17 protein-coding genes and 1 pseudogene are annotated in these 19130 nt (G+C 41.6%); 14 read left to right on the forward strand and 4 right to left on the reverse strand.

The genetic code is table 11. The annotated features are described in order from the left end of the window. Window positions 1-96: 96 nt before the first annotated feature. From glyA to H5201_RS08160, 10 genes are all read left to right on the forward strand, one after another. Window positions 97-1353: a serine hydroxymethyltransferase gene (gene glyA / locus H5201_RS08115; RefSeq protein WP_145241140.1), complete on the forward strand. Its 1257-nt coding sequence runs from the start codon at window positions 97-99 to the stop codon at window positions 1351-1353. Between the two features lie 102 nt (window positions 1354-1455). Next, the gene (gene nrdR / locus H5201_RS08120; RefSeq protein WP_016708083.1) at window positions 1456-1905 is read left to right on the forward strand and encodes a transcriptional regulator NrdR; all 450 of its coding nucleotides are present in this window, start codon (window positions 1456-1458) and stop codon (window positions 1903-1905) included. 1 nt (window position 1906) lies between these two features. Continuing rightward, a complete protein-coding gene (gene ribD, locus H5201_RS08125; RefSeq protein WP_182767644.1) occupies window positions 1907-3049 on the forward strand; it encodes a bifunctional diaminohydroxyphosphoribosylaminopyrimidine deaminase/5-amino-6-(5-phosphoribosylamino)uracil reductase RibD in 1143 nt (380 codons plus the stop codon). 12 nt (window positions 3050-3061) lie between these two features. Then, window positions 3062-3715: a riboflavin synthase gene (locus tag H5201_RS08130; RefSeq protein WP_145241136.1), complete on the forward strand. Its 654-nt coding sequence runs from the start codon at window positions 3062-3064 to the stop codon at window positions 3713-3715. Window positions 3716-3744: 29 nt separating this feature from the next. Then, a complete protein-coding gene (gene ribBA, locus H5201_RS08135; protein WP_145241135.1) occupies window positions 3745-4857 on the forward strand; it encodes a bifunctional 3,4-dihydroxy-2-butanone-4-phosphate synthase/GTP cyclohydrolase II in 1113 nt (370 codons plus the stop codon). Window positions 4858-4958: 101 nt separating this feature from the next. Continuing rightward, window positions 4959-5423, forward strand: coding sequence for a 6,7-dimethyl-8-ribityllumazine synthase (gene ribE / locus H5201_RS08140; protein WP_145241133.1), 465 nt, complete (start codon window positions 4959-4961; stop codon window positions 5421-5423). Between the two features lie 15 nt (window positions 5424-5438). Next, on the forward strand, window positions 5439-5849 hold the full coding sequence (gene nusB / locus H5201_RS08145; protein ID WP_145241131.1) for a transcription antitermination factor NusB: 411 nt from the start codon (window positions 5439-5441) through the stop codon (window positions 5847-5849). 44 nt (window positions 5850-5893) lie between these two features. Then, window positions 5894-6868 (forward strand): thiamine-phosphate kinase, encoded by a 975-nt coding sequence (gene thiL, locus H5201_RS08150; RefSeq protein ID WP_182739780.1) that lies wholly within the window; start codon window positions 5894-5896, stop codon window positions 6866-6868. Then, the gene (locus tag H5201_RS08155; protein ID WP_145241127.1) at window positions 6865-7350 is read left to right on the forward strand and encodes a phosphatidylglycerophosphatase A; all 486 of its coding nucleotides are present in this window, start codon (window positions 6865-6867) and stop codon (window positions 7348-7350) included. Before thiL ends, H5201_RS08155 begins: the two co-directional genes overlap by 4 nt. Before the next feature lie 29 nt (window positions 7351-7379). Then, window positions 7380-10466 (forward strand): ligand-binding sensor domain-containing diguanylate cyclase, encoded by a 3087-nt coding sequence (locus tag H5201_RS08160; protein WP_182739779.1) that lies wholly within the window; start codon window positions 7380-7382, stop codon window positions 10464-10466. Window positions 10467-10590: 124 nt separating this feature from the next. On the opposite strand, the gene H5201_RS08165 is transcribed toward H5201_RS08160, so the two are convergent. The 4 genes from H5201_RS08165 to H5201_RS08180 form a co-directional block, all read right to left on the reverse strand. After that, entirely contained in the window at window positions 10591-12753 is a 2163-nt protein-coding gene (locus tag H5201_RS08165) for a hypothetical protein (RefSeq protein ID WP_179959160.1), read from the reverse strand. Between the two features lie 396 nt (window positions 12754-13149). Continuing rightward, complete coding sequence (gene dxs, locus H5201_RS08170) at window positions 13150-15015, reverse strand: 1-deoxy-D-xylulose-5-phosphate synthase (RefSeq protein ID WP_182784176.1); 1866 nt, start codon at window positions 15013-15015, stop codon at window positions 13150-13152. Between the two features lie 105 nt (window positions 15016-15120). Continuing rightward, the gene (gene ispA / locus H5201_RS08175) at window positions 15121-16008 is read right to left on the reverse strand and encodes a (2E,6E)-farnesyl diphosphate synthase (RefSeq protein WP_182718318.1); all 888 of its coding nucleotides are present in this window, start codon (window positions 16006-16008) and stop codon (window positions 15121-15123) included. Between the two features lie 3 nt (window positions 16009-16011). Beyond that, complete coding sequence (locus tag H5201_RS08180) at window positions 16012-16254, reverse strand: exodeoxyribonuclease VII small subunit (RefSeq protein ID WP_145241119.1); 243 nt, start codon at window positions 16252-16254, stop codon at window positions 16012-16014. A gap of 301 nt (window positions 16255-16555) precedes the next feature. Here H5201_RS08180 and pomA point away from each other — a divergent pair, with 301 nt between their 5' ends. The 4 genes and pseudogenes from pomA to H5201_RS08200 form a co-directional block, all read left to right on the forward strand. Next, a complete protein-coding gene (gene pomA / locus H5201_RS08185; RefSeq protein ID WP_145241117.1) occupies window positions 16556-17323 on the forward strand; it encodes a flagellar motor protein PomA in 768 nt (255 codons plus the stop codon). A gap of 2 nt (window positions 17324-17325) precedes the next feature. Beyond that, on the forward strand, window positions 17326-18246 hold the full coding sequence (locus tag H5201_RS08190) for a flagellar motor protein MotB (RefSeq protein WP_145241115.1): 921 nt from the start codon (window positions 17326-17328) through the stop codon (window positions 18244-18246). Between the two features lie 147 nt (window positions 18247-18393). Continuing rightward, complete coding sequence (locus tag H5201_RS08195) at window positions 18394-18876, forward strand: hypothetical protein (RefSeq protein WP_149981193.1); 483 nt, start codon at window positions 18394-18396, stop codon at window positions 18874-18876. Between the two features lie 72 nt (window positions 18877-18948). Next, window positions 18949-19086: pseudogene (locus tag H5201_RS08200) on the forward strand (DNA topoisomerase III); the annotation flags it as partial. Window positions 19087-19130 lie beyond the last annotated feature (44 nt).

Genomic DNA, 19130 nt, shown 5'->3' on the forward strand with positions numbered 1-19130 from the left:
GTTTAAATATGTTCATCTTTAGACCATAGGCAAATTGACGTTTTCAGCGTATAATTCAGCCTTCAAAATACCATACACGTTGCCCTAGGAGCCCCCATGTTAGAACGTAGCATGAATATTTCGGATTTCGATCCAGAGTTATTTGAAGCAATCACTAAAGAGACTGCTCGCCAAGAAGAACACATTGAGCTTATCGCATCTGAGAACTACTGTAGCCCACGCGTACTAGAAGCGCAGGGTTCACAGCTAACAAACAAATATGCTGAAGGTTATCCGGGCAAGCGTTACTACGGTGGTTGTGAGCATGTTGACGTGGTTGAACAACTAGCGATTGACCGTGCAAACGAATTGTTTGGTTCAGATTATGCTAACGTTCAGCCTCACGCAGGTTCACAAGCAAATGCTGCTGTGTTCTTAGCTTTATTAGATGCTGGCGATACAGTGTTAGGTATGAGCTTAGCTCATGGTGGTCACTTAACGCATGGTTCACATGTAAGCTTCTCTGGTAAGCTTTATAACGCAATCCAATACGGACTTGACGAAGCGACTGGCGAGATTGATTACGCACAAGTTGAAGCACTTGCACTTGAGCACAAACCAAAAATGATCATCGGTGGTTTCTCAGCATACTCAGGTATTGTTGATTGGGCTAAATTCCGTGAAATCGCTGACAAAGTAGGCGCTTACTTGTTTGTTGATATGGCTCACGTTGCAGGCCTTATTGCTGCTGGTGTTTACCCAAGCCCAGTACCACATGCACATGTTGTTACTACAACTACGCATAAGACATTAGCCGGCCCACGTGGTGGTTTGATTATTTCTGCTTGTGGCGACGAAGCTATTTATAAAAAGCTTAACAGTGCAGTATTCCCTGGTGGCCAAGGTGGTCCTTTATGTCACATTATCGCTGCCAAAGCAGTGGCATTTAAAGAAGCACTACAACCAGAGTTTAAAGTATACCAAACTCAAGTTGTGAAAAATGCTAAAGCTATGGTTGCAGTAATGCAAGAGCGCGGTTATAAGATCGTATCTGATAAAACAGAAAACCACTTGTTCTTACTTGATCTAATTGATAAAGACATCACTGGTAAAGACGCAGATGCGGCTTTAGGTAATGCTAATATCACCGTAAATAAAAACTCAGTACCAAATGACCCACGTTCACCGTTTGTAACGTCTGGTTTACGTATTGGTTCACCGGCAATCACACGCCGTGGTTTTAAAGAAGCAGAGTCTAAAGAGCTTGCTGGCTGGATCTGTGACGTACTAGACAACATCAACGATGAGTCAGTACAAGCACAAGTAAAAGAGAAAGTTAAAGCAATCTGTAAAAAATTACCTGTTTACGCTTAATTGAGTTACAAACAGTAATTTAGATCACAATAGCTTAGTTTTTTGCTATTATAAAGGCCGCCTAAAAGCGGCCTTTTTTGTTTTTAACGGAAGCTGATACCTATGCATTGTCCATTTTGCACCGCAAAAGATACCAAAGTGATTGACTCGCGTTTAGTGGGAGGTGGCCACCAAGTAAGGCGACGCCGTGAATGCAATGAATGTCATGAACGCTTTACTACCTTTGAAGGCGCAGAACTTGTAATGCCTCGGGTGATCAAACAAGACGGTAGCCGTGAACCTTTCAATGAAGATAAACTCCTTAATGGTCTACACCGTGCATTAGAAAAACGCCCCGTCAGTACCGAGCAAGTTGATGAAGTGGTCAATATTATTAAATCGCAATTACGTGCCACCGGCGAGCGTGAGATTTCCAGTCACCTGATTGGCGAATGCATTATGGAAGCGCTGAAAAAACTCGATAAAGTCGCTTACGTCAGATTTGCATCGGTATACCGTTCATTCGAAGATATTCGTGAATTTGGTGAAGAAATTGCCCGTTTGGGAGAGTGATATGAACCAATATCAGTTTAGCGAACAAGATTTCTCTTATATGACCCGAGCGATTGAGCTTGCCAAACAAGGATGCTTTACTACCACCCCAAACCCAAACGTTGGCTGTGTATTAGTAAAAAATGACGTTATTGTTGGTGAAGGTTTTCATCAAGTTGCCGGCCAAGGCCATGCTGAAGTGAATGCATTAGCAATGGCGGGTAGCCAAGCCTTTGGTGCAACTGCTTATGTCACGCTTGAACCTTGTAGCCATTTTGGTCGCACACCGCCGTGTGCCGAAGGTTTAAAAGCTGCTGGCGTGGTAAAAGTAATTGCTGCTATGGTTGATCCAAACCCGCAGGTGGCCGGTAAAGGTTTAGCTATTTTAGCGGACGCGGGCATTGAGGTTGCGTCAGGTTTGTTAGAACAACAAGCAAGGCTGTTAAACCGTGGCTTTTTAAAGCGCATGGAGCAAGGTATGCCATTTATTACCTGCAAAATGGCCGCAAGCCTTGATGGTAAAACGGCACTTAAAAACGGTCAAAGTAAGTGGATAACTGGCCCTAAGGCTCGCCAAGATGTGCAACTACAGCGCGCACAAAGCTGCGCTATTTTAACCGGCGCGGACACAGTATTAGTTGATAATGCAAAACTCAATGTTCGTGTTGATGAGCTGCCAGAGCCGTTACCAACGCAATTACCTGTACGCCAACCTGTACGTATTATTATTGATTCACAAAATCGTTTAACACCTGAGCTAGCATTATTTAGCATTGCCAGTGAAGTAATTATTCTTACCACTGAACTTGATAAATCACAGCAATGGCCTCATTACGTAAGCCATATTGTAGTACCAGAAAAAAATAATAAAGTTGATTTAGTGGCTGCCATGAAACTTCTAGCGCAGCAACAGTTTAATCATATTTGGTTAGAGGCAGGGGCAACCTTAGCGGGCCAAATGACTGAATGTAATTTAATTGATGAATATATTGTTTATCTGGCGCCGAAGTTGTTAGGGAATGACGGCAAAAGCTTACTAAACTTTACAGAGCTGACAAGTATGCAGGACGTTGTTAATTTATCAATTAATGAGAGTGTGTGTATCGGTGACGATATTCGTATCACGGCGACACCACGCAAAGCCTCATCTAAACCAAATAACTAAAGAGTAACCACTATGTTTACTGGGATCATCGAAGCGACGGGCACTATTAGCGAGTTACAACAAAAGCAAGGCGATTTAGCTATCCGCATTAAAAGTAATAACCTTGATATGGCCGATGTAAATTTAGGCGATAGCATTGCAACTAATGGGGTTTGCTTAACGGTTGTGGCCAAGCACAGTGATGGATTTAGCGCTGACTTATCAAATGAGACGATTAGTTTAACGGGATTTGCTCACTATAAACAAGGGCAAACTGTAAACCTTGAGAAAGCCATGCAGCCAGTATCTCGTTTAGGTGGTCACTTAGTTTCAGGGCATGTTGATGGCATCGCGACTATTACCGCAATTACGCCTAATGCGCGTGCCGTTGAGTACTGGTTAAGCACCGATGTACAACTAATGAAATATATTCCTTATAAAGGCTCGGTATGCATTGATGGTATTAGCCTAACAGTAAATGCAGTAGCAGATAATAAATTTAAACTGACAATTGTGCCGCACACTAGTGAGCAAACAACTATTGCTGATTTTAAAGTAGGCACGCAAGTGAACTTAGAAGTAGATCAAATCGCGCGTTATTTAGAGCGTTTGATCAAAGGGGCAGAGCAGCCAGCTAGTTCAGATATTTCGATGAGTTTACTCGCCCAAGCCGGTTTTATTAAATAAACGCACTCCACAACTTACACGAGCAGATTATGAATTTACACAGCGCACAAGAAATTATTGATGACATTAAAGCCGGTAAAATGGTTATTTTAATGGATGATGAAGACAGAGAAAATGAAGGCGATTTAATTATCGCAGCCGAGCACATTAGTGCTGAAGCGATCAATTTTATGGCCACTCATGGTCGTGGCTTAATTTGCCTAACAATGACTCAAGAGCGCTGTGAGCAACTTGATTTACCATTAATGGTAAAAAACAATGGTGCGGCATTTTCGACTAACTTTACGATGTCGATTGAAGCATCGAAAGGTGTGACTACGGGAATTTCTGCTGCAGATCGCGCTCGTACTGTGCAAGCTGCGATTGCCAAAGGTGCTGTACCAAGTGATATCGTTCAACCTGGGCATATCTTTCCTATTATGGCACAACCAGGTGGCGTATTAACGCGTGCCGGTCACACTGAAGCCGGTTGTGATTTAGCCCGCTTAGCCGGTTTAGAGCCTTCATCAGTAATTGTGGAAATTCTTAATGCTGATGGCACCATGGCGCGTCGTCCTGATTTAGAAGTATTTGCTGAGCAACATAATATCAAAATTGGCACTATTGCTGATTTAATTGAATACCGTAACATGAATGAAACCACTATTGAGCAAGTGGCAAAATGTAAGTTGCCAACCGTACATGGTGAGTTTGACTTAGTTACTTATAAAGATACCATTGACGGCCAGTTACATTATGCGCTGTTAAATGGTGAGGTTAAAACGAATGAACCAACCTTAGTACGGGTTCATTTAAAAAGTACCTTCAATGATATTTTGTTATCTGATCGCAGTGCCGATAGAAGCTGGGGCTTGTCAGATGCCATGGCTTATATTGCAAAGCATCAAGGTGTGTTAGTTATTCTAGGTAAGCAAGAATGCACCGAAGAACTAGAAGCGACAGTCAAAGCGTTTGCTGCAGAAGATGCTGGTGAGACGGTAGCGCATCGTAAATTCCAAGGTACTTCACGCACCGTAGGCGTAGGGTCACAAATTTTAGCTGACTTGGGCATTGAAAAAATGCGTTTGATGAGCTTACCTAAAAAGTACCATGCGTTATCGGGCTTTCACTTAGAAGTGGTTGACTACGTAGAGCCACAATAAGCACAACGCTTAAACTAGGCTATTATTTTATTTATATGGTATGATGCGCAGCAATTTTTGCGCAATCGCAACCGCTTGAACTTATTTTTTAGGGTTATCGAATGAAAATTATTGAAGGTAATAAATACGCTCCTGGCAAGAAATTCGCTATCGTTATTTCTCGTTTTAATGACTTTATTGGTAGCAGCCTATTAGCTGGTGCTGTTGATGAATTAAAACGTACTGGTGGTGTATCTGATGATGATATTACCGTAGTTTATGTACCAGGTGCGGTAGAATTACCTTTAGCGGCGAAACGCGTTGCAGCAAAAAAAGAGTATGATGCAATCATCGCTTTAGGCGTTGTGATCAGAGGTGGTACACCACATTTTGATCTTGTCGCTGGCGAATCAAATAAAGGCTTAGCGCAAGTGTCGCTTGAGTATGATATCCCGATTGCATTTGGCGTATTAACCACTGAAAGCATTGAGCAAGCGATTGAACGCGCTGGCACTAAAATGGGCAACAAAGGCGGCGAAGCTGCTTTAGGCGCACTTGAAATGGTTAATGTGTTAGATAAAATTTAAGTTTAAGGAATTTTTGTGAAACCAGCAGCAAGACGTAAAGCACGTATCTTAGCACTTCAAGCCGTTTATTCTTGGCAATTAAGTGGCAATGCCATTGCCGATATCGAACAACAAATGTTGATCGAAAACGATGTGACTAAAATTGATGTTGAATACTTTAAAGATCTTTCGCGTGGTGTTGCTATAAATCATAAGCAACTAGACGAAGCAGTATCGCCACATTTAACTCGTCCATTTAACGAGTTAGACCAAGTTGAACGCGCTATTTTACGTTTAAGCAGCTATGAGCTGAAATTCCGTGAAGATGTACCTTATAAAGTTGCTATCAACGAAGGTATTGAGCTTGCTAAGATATTTGGCGCTGAAGACAGCCATAAATTTGTTAATGGTGTACTTGATAAAGCGGTAAAGCATTTACGTAAGTAATGCGACCGTAAAAGGAGAGCCGGCATAGGCCGGCTTTTTTGTGTATGAAGGAATTTGAATTAATAAATCGCTACTTTAAAGGTCGTGGCATAATTCGTCGCGATGTTAATTTAGGGATTGGTGACGATTGTGCATTGGTTACTGTTCCTGAAAATTGTCAGTTAGCGATTACCACCGATACACTGGTAGCAGGCGTACACTTTTTTGATGACATCGATCCGCGTGCATTAGGCCATCGTGCTCTTGCCGTAAACTTAAGTGATTTAGCTGCTATGGGGGCTGAGCCTACGTGGGTTTCGGTTGCTTTAACGTTGCCAAATATTGATGTTGAGTGGCTGGAAGAATTCACCGAAGGCATGCATGAAATCGCAGAGTATTTTAATGTGCAAATCATTGGTGGCGATACCACGCAAGGGCCGTTAACAATTACTATTTGTGCTAAAGGTACAGTGCCTGCAGGTAAAGCACTGCGCCGAAGCGGTGCTAAAGTAGGTGACTGGGTTTATGTTACAGGGCCGCTAGGTGATGCCGGGCTTGCGATTGAAGCTCGTAAGCAAGAGATTAAGATTGCTCCAGAGCACTTAAGGTACGTTAATCAACGATTTGATTACCCAACTCCGCGTGTTGCTGCGGGGCAAGTATTACGCGGTTTAGCATCATCAGCGATTGATATCTCAGATGGTCTATTGGCAGATCTTGGGCATATTTTAGCTCTGTCGCAAGTTAGCGCTTGTATTGATGTGAATAAAATACCAACCTCGGATGCATTGCGTGCTACTTTAGAACGAGATCAACAACTGCCGTTTATCCTCAATTATGGCGATGACTATGAGTTGTTATTTACGGTACCTGATAGCAATAAAAGTATGCTGGAAATGAAATTGCGCCAGTATGGTGTAGATGCAGCCTGCATTGGACAAATAAAAAGTGGTGAAGGCGAGGTTGAGCTGATGCTCGATGGCGAAAAATTAGCATATGATGATGCTGGTTTTGAACACTTCACCAAGGAGTCGGTTTGAATAAACCTGCATTATTTAATTTAAAGCGCCCTCATCAATTTTTTGGTTTGGGCTTTGGTTTAGGGTTAGCGCCTAAAGCGCCGGGTACGTTTGGTACCTTTGCTGCGCTACCGTTTATTTTTACTACTATGTATTTCCCGCTGTGGTTACAAATTGTATTTGCGGTAGTTATTAGTATTTTTGGTATATGGGCATGTGGCAAAACCGCTGATGATCTGGGAGTACATGATCATCCCGCGATTGTATGGGATGAAGTTGCCGGATTTTACATTACCATGATCGGAGCTGCATTAAGTTGGCAGTCTTTGTTAGTGGGTTTTTTGTTATTTCGTTTTTTTGATATCGCTAAACCAGGTCCTATTCGCTTTCTTGATAAGCGGGTTCATGGTGGTGTAGGTATTATGGCGGATGATGTTTTAGCTGGTATATTTTCTTTAATTTGTGTTCAGGCATTGTTTAAAATGGGTTATTTGCCCTTTTAACCTTAGTTTTGCAACGAGGTATTGACGTTATGATGCGATTTTTATTGGTTATTATTGTGCTGTTCTGCAGTATGCCAAGTAAGGCGTCAATTACCGACTATGTTGTAAAACAATGGAATATGCAAAATGGCTTACCATCGCAGTCACTTAAAAGTGTCGTGCAAGATAAGCAAGGCTATATGTGGCTGGGAACTCAGTTTGGCCTCAGTCGCTTTGATGGCAATACATTCACTAATTACAACACCTTAAATAGTAATTTCTTACCCAGTAACGGCATTAATAAATTACTAGTCGATAGCGAAGGCTATTTATGGATTGGTACTAAAGATGGTATTGTGGTCATCGATCCCACCACTATGGCAGCGCAAGAGTTTAGTGTAAAAGGCCCTGTACGCGATGTTATCGAAGATGCGAAAGGCAGTATTTGGATAGCAGCGAATGGCCTGTACTTTGTATCTCGCAATCAGATCAATGTCAGCGCAGTGCATGACTTACTAGTCCCTGTAATGAGTGCCAGTTCAGTAAAGCAGATTGTTGGTACTGTCAGTCAGCTGGCATTATCGCCAGAAGGGATCTGGCTGGTGAATGAACGATACTTGCTACGGTTAACTAATTCCTCCTCTGATTTTGCAAAATTACGCTTAGAACTAACTGCTAAGGTATCTATACCTGAGCGTTTAGCACAAACGATTATTCATGATTTAGCATGGCTGGAAGGCAACTTATATTTAGCGTCAGAGCTCGGTGCTTACTTTTTAGATTTAGATGACGAGTTAAGGCCCTTTCCACTGCCCAATGCGAATAACTCAGCGGTTTATAAATTTATGAGTGACTCAAATGGAGCACTGTGGATTTCGACCTATGGGCGCTTACTGTTTCGAGACAACTCCGGCGATTGGCAATGGGTTGAACCGAGCCAACTTGACCAAAGTATTTGGTTTGCTGATTTATATCGCGATAATGATAATAATATTTGGCTTGCGAGTTTTAGTGAAGGATTATGGCTTGCGCACGAAGGCCGAATAGAACGTCACTCAGCTATATCACAAATGACCGAAGCGGTTATGGCCATTAGCCAAGCGCCCGATGGGAGATTGTGGGTCGCTAACCGCAGTGGTGTAGGCTACTTTGATTTAGATAAAAACTTTATCAATCAAATCCCAAGTAATCAATACGGACGTGCAGCCGTGCATGATTTACAGTTTGATGGCTCACGTTTATATATCGCCACTGGACGTGGTGTGTATATTTATGAAAACAACACCTTGTTCACTGTCCCTGGACGCGCTTTAAAAGATAACCCGGTGTTTGCGATTAGTCGCTCCAGCAAAGGAGGCTTTTGGCTTGGTACTGGCCGGGGTATGTATCGGCTTAGTTACGGTGGTTTAACCCCATTTGCTTATAACGCATTTTTAGGCAGTAAGTTTATTACTTATGTCGTTGATGAAGCTAATTTTGGTTTAATTGGCACTAGCAAAGGCGCTTACTACTTTACTGATCGTGGTATTGAAAAAATTGGCGATCAAACTAGTCTTGAAAGTGCTTATGTTACAAGCATCTTAAACATTGATGGAGTTGGTATATTAATCGGCTCATTAAATGATGGTTTATTTTATCGAAGCACACAAGGGCATTGGCGTCAGTTAGATGCTACCAATGGCTTACCTTACGGTTCTATTTTTAGTTTACGTTATGATGAAAAGCTCAAGCGCATATGGGTTAGTACCATGAAAGGTGTCTACCGAATGCCGGTTGAACAGTTTAGTACCGATATTGAAAGCTTAAAAGTAGAGCAGGTTATTTCGTCATACGATCGTCAACTTGACGGTAAGGCCAGCCAGTGTTGTACCGGCCTTGGCCATGACGCTGTGGCGGAGTTAGGTAATTCAATGTGGTATCCGAGCCTACAGGGGGTCGTGGAGATCCCTAAGGATATTGAGCTGTTTGGCGTTAAACCATTACAGCCAAAGGTTGAGAGTTTAAATACTGGGATACGTAAACTTGCAACAGCTGCATTAGGGCGTAATCCTGAATTAGAAATCGATGAACGTGATATCACCCTTAAATATACAGCGATAGACTATTATGCACCGACCAGTATTGAGTTTCGCTATCGTTTAACTGGTTTAGACAGCGATTGGCGTTATGCTAATACCCGTCGTGAAGCTATTTATACCAATTTACCGCCTGGTGCATTTTTGTTTCAACTTGAGGCTAAACGACAAGGTGAAGGCTGGCAGAAGGCGCAACGTACGGAATATTCATTTGTGGTACCAAGACGGTTTGATGAAACAATTTATTTTCGGTTGTTGATCACTGGTAGTTTTATTTTATTATTTTATTTAGTGTTTTGGGTATTTAGAAAGCAAGAGCGCCGTAAGCAAACCGCGCTTGAAAGTCTGATCACGGAGCGCACCGGGGAGCTGCGACAAGCTAATGATAAGCTAAATCAAGTTAACTCACAGCTAAAGCTTATGAGTCACTCAGATGAGCTTACTGGGCTGAGAAGTCGTCGCTTCTTATTTGATCAACTACCAAAAGATATAGAGCACTTTCAGCGTAACTCACAATCATTACAAGCGCAGGGAAAATCCTTGGTGTTGCTAATCATTAATTTTGATAATTTTAGCCGCATTAATGACGCTTATGGACCGATTGGTGGTGATAGTTGTTTGCAGCAAATGGCTGCATTGCTTAACTCTCGTACCCAAGGATCTGATTATGTTGCCCGTTGGAGTGGTGATGAATTCTTGTTACTGCTACGTGACTTTAAACGCACTGCAATCGATAGTTATGTTGCGCAGCTATGTAAAGTAATCGCTGATCACACATTTAAGTTGCCCAGTGGTGACAGTATAAACTTGACCGCATCGATTGGCTTTTCATTTTACCCATTACCATTATTAGGTGGTCAGGTTATTGGTTGGGAAACCTCTGTCAACTTAGCGGATATCGCGCTACATCAAGTTAAAAAGCGCGGTGGCGATGGTGTTGCAAACATCACCTTTGATGAACAATTAGATGCCTTTGAGTTTGAGCAAACCAACAATGTTGAGCAACAACTGAGTGTATTACAAGCTAATGGTTTAGCAGATATCAAAGTGTGGATGCGCTAATTGGCTAATTATGCGTTTGCTTATTCTAAGACTGCTGTTAGTTAAAGATAAGAAATGCCTTAACTCGAAAAGTTAAGGCATTGGGAGGCCAACTAAAGGCAGTTAATTTAACTGTCCTTGATGGTTAGCGATTTAGCCAGCTTGGTAAAATAGCAACAGACTCAGGAGCTGTGAATGAGTAGCTTACGCTGGCTGCAATATCACCGCTGGGGCTATTGAGAATATTATCAAACCGCATGACTAAGCCATTTGATTTTTCGGCTACGTATAAATGATTGCCGGTAAACATAATATCGACAGGATTACCGAGCATGGTTGCAGGTCCGGCGATATTGACACTGACATTGTTCAAACCTGATCCGGTTCCTGCATTATTTAATACAAATAATTTACCATCAGTGGCGTCAGCGGCACTGCCTACATCTGAGACAATTAATGAGTCACTTAGTGGATCGTAATCAATGCCATGTATATTGGTAGGGGCTGGGAATGCGACTCCTGCTGTTGCGGGTGTAATTAAGCGATCTTCCCCGGTTACAGTGCTCATACCCGCCATTAGCTTGCTTTTAACTTCATCAAAAACAGCAATAGTCCCATTGGTTAATGCCACAAATGCTCTATCAGTAGTGACATCATAGTCAACATCCCATGGACGTGCACCACCGCTTGCTGTGAGCGTCAAAAGGGGCGTTACATCACCCGTAGTACATGTTGAGAATATTAATATTCCCGGTGTTGTGGCATTGTTTTCAGCGACAAAAATCATCCCACTGTCTGATGCTACATCAATACCTTTTGGCGAGATTAGGCCGGTATTACTGCCGCTGATGATAGAATCTTGGCTTAGTGTAAATACCTCGCCATCACGGTGCATCGCGACTTTATTGGAAATAACAATTCCACCTACAGAGGTTGTGCTGTTATCAAAGCTCGCATAGCTGTTACCGGCTTTATCAAAGGCAACACTTTCGATTGTTTGACTTGCATTATAACTGCCAATTTCACTTGTTAACTGTGCATTTAGACGTGAAATTTGTCCTGTTGTAGGGCCTGCCGCGCTTGGATTACTACTTACAGCAATACCCATCAATGGCATATTAGTCATATAACTGTCAGATACATCAGGCATATCATTATGCATCACTGTTGCGGTTATTGACTCTGGCTTAATCGTTGCGGTGACGCTATCTGGACTAATGTCACCACTGACGCCATTAAAGATATTGCTAAATACCAGAATTGCATCATTAGATTTTTCTGCAACGCGTAAGTCGCTACCAGTCAGGCTGATATCCACAGGGTTACCAAGCATAGTAGCAGGGCCAGCGATACTGCGAGCAACCGTGGTATTGCCAGTAGCAAGGGATGCGTTGTTGATCACAAATAATGCGCCGTCGGTTGCATCACTGGCACTGCCGACGTCAGAAAGTACTAATTTATTTGTATCAGCATCATAAACGATACCATGAATATTAACGGAAACTTTGTTACCGCTTGCATCACTGGGTGTGATTGTACGAGTTGCCATAGCGGTAAAGCCACCATCTACATAATTATCGTATACTGCAACATCACCATTAGTGAGTGCCACATATAAGCGATCGTTTATATCATCGTATGTTACATCCCACGGTTTTGCGTCTGTAACTGTACTAGCTAAAGGCGCTGCATTTCCTGCGGCGGTAGCACCAAAGACAGTGATCTGCATGGCATTAAAGTCAGCGGCAAAAATGAGTCCGCGCTTATTTGATATATGAATACCTTTGGGATTGACTAACGTAGTGTTGCTGCCGGTAATGGTACGATCACGATTACTGTCAAACATACCCCCATCGGCACGGCTTAATACTTGGCAAACGGTGCTAAGAGCGCCATTACCAGAATCGCTGGCTTGAATTAAATTACCTAAGCTATCAAATGCAACACCTTCATTTGCACCACTATTAAATGTTTTTAACTTTGCAGCATTTTGATTAATCAAATCAACGGTGCCTGCATTATCAGCACCATTATTAGCCAAAATAAAAGTTGCTGCTGCAAATCCTGGAGTACCATCTGATCCATTCGTGCCATCGCTACCATTTGTCCCATCAGCGCCATTACTACCATCGACGCCGTCCATGCCCATTTCACCTTGCGGGCCTACAGCGCCATCTTTTCCATCATCGCCACTACAGCCGGTTAAGCCAATCAAAATTGCTAGAGTAAGCGCAGACAAACAAAGTTTACTGGTCATTAATTGTGCGTGAATAGATTTGGTGCTTTCGCCTGATTTTAACGTTTTCATAACTTGTACCTTCTTAAATATTCCATCAAATGTGAACATACAAAGAGCTTGGCTTAAAACAGCTTATACCAATCGTGTTAAGTTGTTAGTCATTTATAGCGACGGATAAATAGAGTGATAACAAGGCATAAATTTTTATATGTAGTTGTTCTACATGAAAAATTCATAACGCCGTTAGCGCTTTATTTAGCACGCTAGAAAGGCTAAATATTTAAGTCGATTGGTATTATATAAAAGCGTGAACACTTTGCTCACGAGCTAACCTCAGTGAATAAACGTGGCAGGGAAATAATTGGATGCAAGAAAGTTGAAAAAAAGTGAGATTTTTTTAAATGTTTGAAAATAAATAACAAAGGAGCCTACGCTCCTTTGTTATTTTATTAACTTAAACTTTGGTTACTTAGTAATAAAGTTTTTTATGCTATCGAGTATACCTTGTGAGCCTAAGCCCATTTCATCATGGATTTGTTCTTGCGTGCCATGCTTGATGAACTCATCAGGAATACCTAAATTAAGGATGCTTACTGTTGCTTTTATAGCTGCTAAATATTCATTAACAGCAGAGCCTGCACCACCAACAATCGCGTTATCTTCAAGGGTTACAATGACGTCATGATCGGCTAATAAAGTGTCGATTAGTGCGCTATCAAGAGGTTTAACAAAACGCATATCAACGAGGCTAGCATTTAATTCATTGACTGCCAGTTGAGCGTTTTCAAGTAAAGTACCAAAGGATAAAACTGCGATTTTAGCGCCTTGTTTAATCACACGACCTTTACCAATTTCAAGCTCAGTCATTTGCTCGCAGATTTCAGTTGTGCCAGCACTACCACGAGGATAACGAACTGCAACAGGGCTGTTACAACGATAACCAGTGTACAGCATTTGACGACATTCATTAGTATCACTCGGTGCCATGATAATCATATTGGGGATACAACGGATAAAGCTTAAATCGTATGCGCCTTGATGAGTTTCGCCATCAGCACCAACAATACCAGCACGGTCAATTGCAAATAACACGGGTAAGTTTTGCAGAGCAACATCGTGAATAAGCTGATCGTAGGCACGTTGTAAAAAGCTTGAATAAATAGCGACAACTGGTTTTAAGCCTTCGCAGGCAAAACCTGCGGCTAAAGTAACCGCGTGTTGCTCGGCAATGGCAACATCAAAATATTGCTCAGGGTATTCTTTTGAAAAACGCACCATGCCTGAGCCTTCACGCATAGCCGGGGTGATTGCCATAAGCTTTTCATCTTGACTTGCCATGTCACACAACCAATCGCCAAATACTTTAGAAAAAGTCGCAGCGCCTGGTTTTGATTTTGGTAGGCTGGAAATCGCAGGGTCGAACTTAGGTACGCCGTGATAGCCTATTGGATCTGCTTCTGCTGGTTTATAGCCTTTACCTTTCTGGGTTTTGATATGCAGTAACTGCGGCCCTTTTAGGTTACGCATATTGCGCAGTGTATCAACCAACATGTTTACATCATGACCATCAATTGGGCCAATGTAATTTAAGCCTAACTCTTCAAAAAAGGTGCCTGGGATAACCATGCCTTTTAAGTGCTCTTCCATGCGGCTGGCTAATTCTTTTACTGGTGGCACGCCAGATAGCAGCTTTTTACTACCTTCACGAATGTTAGTGTAAAAACTGCCTGATAAGATACGAGCGAAATGATTAGTTAGTGCACCGACATTTTCAGAAATCGACATTTCGTTATCGTTTAATATGATCAGCATGTCAGATTTAACATCACCTAAGTGATTCATTGCTTCAAACGCCATGCCCGCGGTAATCGCACCATCACCAATAACCGCTACTGTTTTTCGTCCTTTGCCTTCTTTTTGCGCCGCAATTGACATGCCTAAAGCAGCAGAAATCGAGGTGCTTGAATGGCCAACACTAAAAGTGTCGTAGTGGCTTTCTTCACGAAATGGAAACGGATGTAAACCGTCTTTTTGGCGGATCGTGTGCATTTGATCACGGCGCCCTGTGAGAATTTTATGTGGGTATGCTTGATGGCCTACATCCCATACTAAGCGATCTTCAGGGGTGTTATATACATAATGAAGCGCTACAGTAAGCTCAACTGTGCCTAAACCTGATGCTAAGTGACCACTACTTTGCGAGACTGAGTTTAGTAAGTAATCACGTAACTCATTACTAAAAGCAGGTAATTTGTCTTGCGCTAAATCACGCAACTGGGCTGGTTCGTCAACCAAACCTAATAATGGATACTTGCTACTATCAAGTGTCATGATTTTTAATACATCCTTCGCTAACCAGAGGTCATTATAGCGTAATATTACTCTGATTCTTTAGTTATTTTGTACATCATTACTTGCTCAAGCTAGAGCCTAGAATTAATAATCGCGTTCAACAATATATTTTGCCAAGTTTTCTAGCTCAGAAGTGTCAGCATCTATTGCTGCTAACGCATCGAGTGCGCATTTTAGTAATGATTGTGCTTTTTGTTTTGCACCTGTAAGCCCAAGTAGAGCAGGGTAGGTCGCTTTATTTGCTGCAACATCGGAGCCTTGTGGTTTACCTAAGACTTGGGTATCACCTTCGATATCAAGAATATCGTCTTGCACCTGAAAAGCCAGCCCAATTGCATCACCAAACTGTTTTAATTGTAATAATGTTTGTTGATTTGTATCAGCTGCGCATAATGCACCTAAAGTAATTGCACAATTTAACAAAGCACCTGTTTTTAATTTATGGATACGTTCGAGCTCAGCTAAATTGACTAATTTGTCAGTCGCTGCAATATCCAGTGCTTGACCACCGACCATACCTTCAATACCCGATGCTTTGGCAAGTGCTGCAATCATTTTTAACTGTTGCTGTGCAGGAACGTTAAATGAATGGTTAGCAATTAAATCAAACGCTAATGTTTGCAGCGCATCACCGGCTAAAATAGCATGAGCTTCGCCATAGACAATATGGCAAGTCGGTCTACCACGTCGCAGGTCGTCGTCATCCATCGCGGGTAAATCATCATGAACTAACGAATAACTATGAATACATTCAATAGCAGCAGCCAACACGTCTAAATCTTGTTTATTTGCGCCAAGCATTTTTCCCGTGGCATACACTAAAAATGGTCGTAATCGTTTACCGCCATTTAAAACGCTGTAGTGGGTGGCTTGTTTGATGCTGTGCTCGGTATCGAGCGGTTGCTCAAAATACCGATTGAGAGTGGCTTCAACATCTTGTTGAGCACATTTTATTTGCTCTGTTATTAACACCCGTTATTCCAAATCATTATCAAAGTTAGTAAGTGGTGACTGACTATCACTACCCATTAAAATAGCTACTTTTTGTTCAGCTTGTTGTAACTTACTTGAAGATGCGCCGGCTAAAGCAATACCGCGTTCAAACTGTTTTAATGATTGCTCAAGGGAAAGCTCTCCTTGCTCCATTTCTGTGACGATTAAGGATAATTCATCAAGCGCTTGCTCGAAGCTTAGGTTCTCTGGTTTTTTCGTCGCCATACTGATTTAACTTAGATGATAGAAATGTGAGGCCAATTTTAGGGGGAATGCTAAACTAGGTCAAAGGGTGATGCATTTTTTTTGAATAATTAATTGTTTTCTTGCCACTTTTAATTATTTATACCTTTACTTAAGCCTTGCAGGTTATCAATGGTAGCTTAAAATGCTAAACAGGGTTGAAAACTTTCATTTCATTTTTTTCATTAAATGGTTTAAGTAATTCAATAGATTGCCGATAAGCTGTTAATAATAAAAATTTGTTGCTGGTAGCAACAAAGCATCGATTCCTCTGGAGGGGTAAGTGGATTTAGCAACCATTATAGGTATTCTCGGAGCTATTGGTCTTATTGCTATGTCAATGGTACTAAGTAGTGGCGGCGAAGTGGCTATGTTTTATAACACGCCATCGGTGGTTATTGTTTTCGGTGGTTCGATTTTTATAGTGTTATCAAACTATACGATGAGTCAATTCCTCGGTATCGGTAAAGTCGCGGCTAAAGCCTTCATGTTCAAAATAGAGTCACCTGAAGAGCTTATCGAAAAAGCAGTTGAACTTGCAGACTCGGCCCGTAAAGGCGGATTTTTAGCACTTGAGGAAGCAGAAATACCCAATGCGTTTATGCGTAAAGGGGTTGATATGCTTGTTGACGGTCATGACGCTGATGTTGTTCGTGCCACCTTGCAAAAAGATATTTCTCTTACTTCTACTCGTCATGAATCGGGGGCCGGTTTGTTTAAAGCGCTTGCCGATATTGCGCCTGCGATGGGTATGATAGGTACTTTGATTGGTCTAGTTGCGATGTTGTCGAATATGGATGACCCTAAAGCGATTGGTCCTGCGATGGCGGTAGCGCTTTTAACAACATTATATGGTGCGTTTTTAGCAAACGTGGTGGCAATTCCTATCCAAGTAAAATTGGAATTGCGTAAAGACGAAGAAGCAATGAATCAGCGGCTAATTTTAGATGCGGTATTAGGTATACAAGATGGCCAAAACCCAAAAGTCATCGAAGGTATTTTGAAAAACTACCTCGCTGAATCAAAACGAAAAGTGGATACTGAGGAGTAAGCATGTCAGATCAAGAGTGCAAGTGTCCACCACCCGGGTTACCAGCATGGATGGGTACCTTCGCGGATTTGATGTCACTATTGATGTGCTTCTTTGTACTTTTACTCGCGTTTTCAGAAATGGATGTACTTAAATTTAAACAAATCGCAGGCTCAATGAAGTTTGCCTTTGGTGTACAAAATAAAATAGAAGTAAAAGATATTCCCAAAGGAACATCCGTTATCGCGATGGAGTTCACCCCAGGTAAACCTGAACCTACTCCAATCGAAACCATTCAACAGCAAACTGTCGAAATGACCCAGCAAATGCTTGAGTTTCAGGCTGGTGATGAAAGCTCAGCTGGCGGTCGTCAAGAGCAACGCGGTAATAAGCGTGGCGGTGAGTCACAAAGTACAGCGCAACAACAAGCATCAGAACAATCTATTTCTGCAGCTGATCAAGAGCAGGTTAATGAGTTAGTTAAAAAGATAGCCCAGCAATTGGAACAACAAATCATGGATGGTGCTGTTGAGTTGGAATCATTAGGTCAGCAAATTATTATTCGTATTCGTGAAAATGGTTCATTTCCATCTGGGAGTGCATTTTTACAACCTAAGTTTAAACCAATCATTCGTGATATAGCTGCGTTACTAAAAGATGTGCCAGGCGAAATTACGGTGTCTGGTCATACTGATGATTTTCAAGTTTCGAATGAGCTGTATACCAATAACTGGGACTTATCATCGAAGCGTGCAGTTGCGGTTGCAACTGAAATGCAAAAAGCGCAAGGCTTTGATAAAACCAGAATGGTTGTTGTCGGTCATGCCGAAACTCGACCACTTGTTCCAAATGATTCTGATGCGGATAGACGACGTAATCGCCGCGTGGAAATTTCAATAATGCAAGGCAAGGCTAAGGAATCAGATCCGATAGATGTTCGTTAAGATGCTTGGCAAAATACCTAATTTAGCTTAAAGTAGTTTTTTAACAAGTGTAACGGAGTGTCTGATGAAAAACGTTGATAAATATAGCTATATGCCGGGCAATGGTTCTGGTGGCGATGATGAAGAGAAGAATGTTAAGTAACGTCAATGCCTAATTGGGTGAACAATTTAATTTTTATACTTGAATATAGCTGGGTGTTATTTTTACTCCCAGCTATTTTTGTATTTTACATACGTAAGGATTGGTTGGCATTACGCTTTGTCTTGATTACAGCTGTTTTCTTCTTGTATGGCGCTGTGATTTATTCAAGCCTTAGAGAGTTAGATGACCCTTATATTTGGCGTTATGTAGTTTGGGCTTTTAATGATATTGCTTGGATGGCTTTGATTGCTTACTGGGCTATTAAAGATAAAGTGTATCTTTGGCAAAGTGTGATCGGTCAATTGGTTGTAATCAGTGCGCCTATCTTACAATTATTTAGATTAGTGGATCGCCACCTTTGGGATTTATCGTATAGCACTATGCTATATAAAACGTTATTACCTTTAATCAATATTGGCACTGTCGTTGTGTGCTACCTTCCTCTGTTGTATTTATTTATGCGAAAAAATCGCAGTTTAAAGAGCTAATCATTAACTATTTGTAGATTAAATTACGTGTGCTAAACTACTGTGTAAATAACCAGTTGTTGATAGTGCCCTATGAAACTTTATATAGCCGAGAAGCCATCTTTAGGTCGTGCCATTGCTGATGCGCTACCAAAGCCTCATAAAAAACATGATGGCTATATTGAAGTGGCTAATGGCGATTGTGTTTCTTGGTGTATAGGTCACTTGCTCGTTTCCCCTTAAGGTATATGTTGTCAATTAATATAATTCATTGT

This window comes from Pseudoalteromonas sp. SG43-6 (genome assembly GCF_014164365.1).
Lineage (GTDB): Bacteria > Pseudomonadota > Gammaproteobacteria > Enterobacterales > Alteromonadaceae > Pseudoalteromonas > Pseudoalteromonas rhizosphaerae.

What these genes read in the sequence shown, in the direction of transcription:
- ribD (WP_182767644.1), top strand. Translation starts at nt 1,907, where the DNA reads ATGAACCAATATCAGTTTAGCGAACAAGATTTCTCTTATATGACCCGA.
- dxs (WP_182784176.1), bottom strand. Translation starts at nt 15,015, where the DNA reads ATGACACTTGATAGTAGCAAGTATCCATTATTAGGTTTGGTTGACGAA.
- H5201_RS08195 (WP_149981193.1), top strand. Translation starts at nt 18,394, where the DNA reads ATGCCTAATTGGGTGAACAATTTAATTTTTATACTTGAATATAGCTGG.
- H5201_RS08130 (WP_145241136.1), top strand. Translation starts at nt 3,062, where the DNA reads ATGTTTACTGGGATCATCGAAGCGACGGGCACTATTAGCGAGTTACAA.
- H5201_RS08165 (WP_179959160.1), bottom strand. Translation starts at nt 12,753, where the DNA reads ATGAAAACGTTAAAATCAGGCGAAAGCACCAAATCTATTCACGCACAA.
- H5201_RS08180 (WP_145241119.1), bottom strand. Translation starts at nt 16,254, where the DNA reads ATGGCGACGAAAAAACCAGAGAACCTAAGCTTCGAGCAAGCGCTTGAT.
- ribBA (WP_145241135.1), top strand. Translation starts at nt 3,745, where the DNA reads ATGAATTTACACAGCGCACAAGAAATTATTGATGACATTAAAGCCGGT.
- H5201_RS08160 (WP_182739779.1), top strand. Translation starts at nt 7,380, where the DNA reads ATGATGCGATTTTTATTGGTTATTATTGTGCTGTTCTGCAGTATGCCA.
- nrdR (WP_016708083.1), top strand. Translation starts at nt 1,456, where the DNA reads ATGCATTGTCCATTTTGCACCGCAAAAGATACCAAAGTGATTGACTCG.
- H5201_RS08190 (WP_145241115.1), top strand. Translation starts at nt 17,326, where the DNA reads ATGTCAGATCAAGAGTGCAAGTGTCCACCACCCGGGTTACCAGCATGG.
- glyA (WP_145241140.1), top strand. Translation starts at nt 97, where the DNA reads ATGTTAGAACGTAGCATGAATATTTCGGATTTCGATCCAGAGTTATTT.
- thiL (WP_182739780.1), top strand. Translation starts at nt 5,894, where the DNA reads ATGAAGGAATTTGAATTAATAAATCGCTACTTTAAAGGTCGTGGCATA.
- ribE (WP_145241133.1), top strand. Translation starts at nt 4,959, where the DNA reads ATGAAAATTATTGAAGGTAATAAATACGCTCCTGGCAAGAAATTCGCT.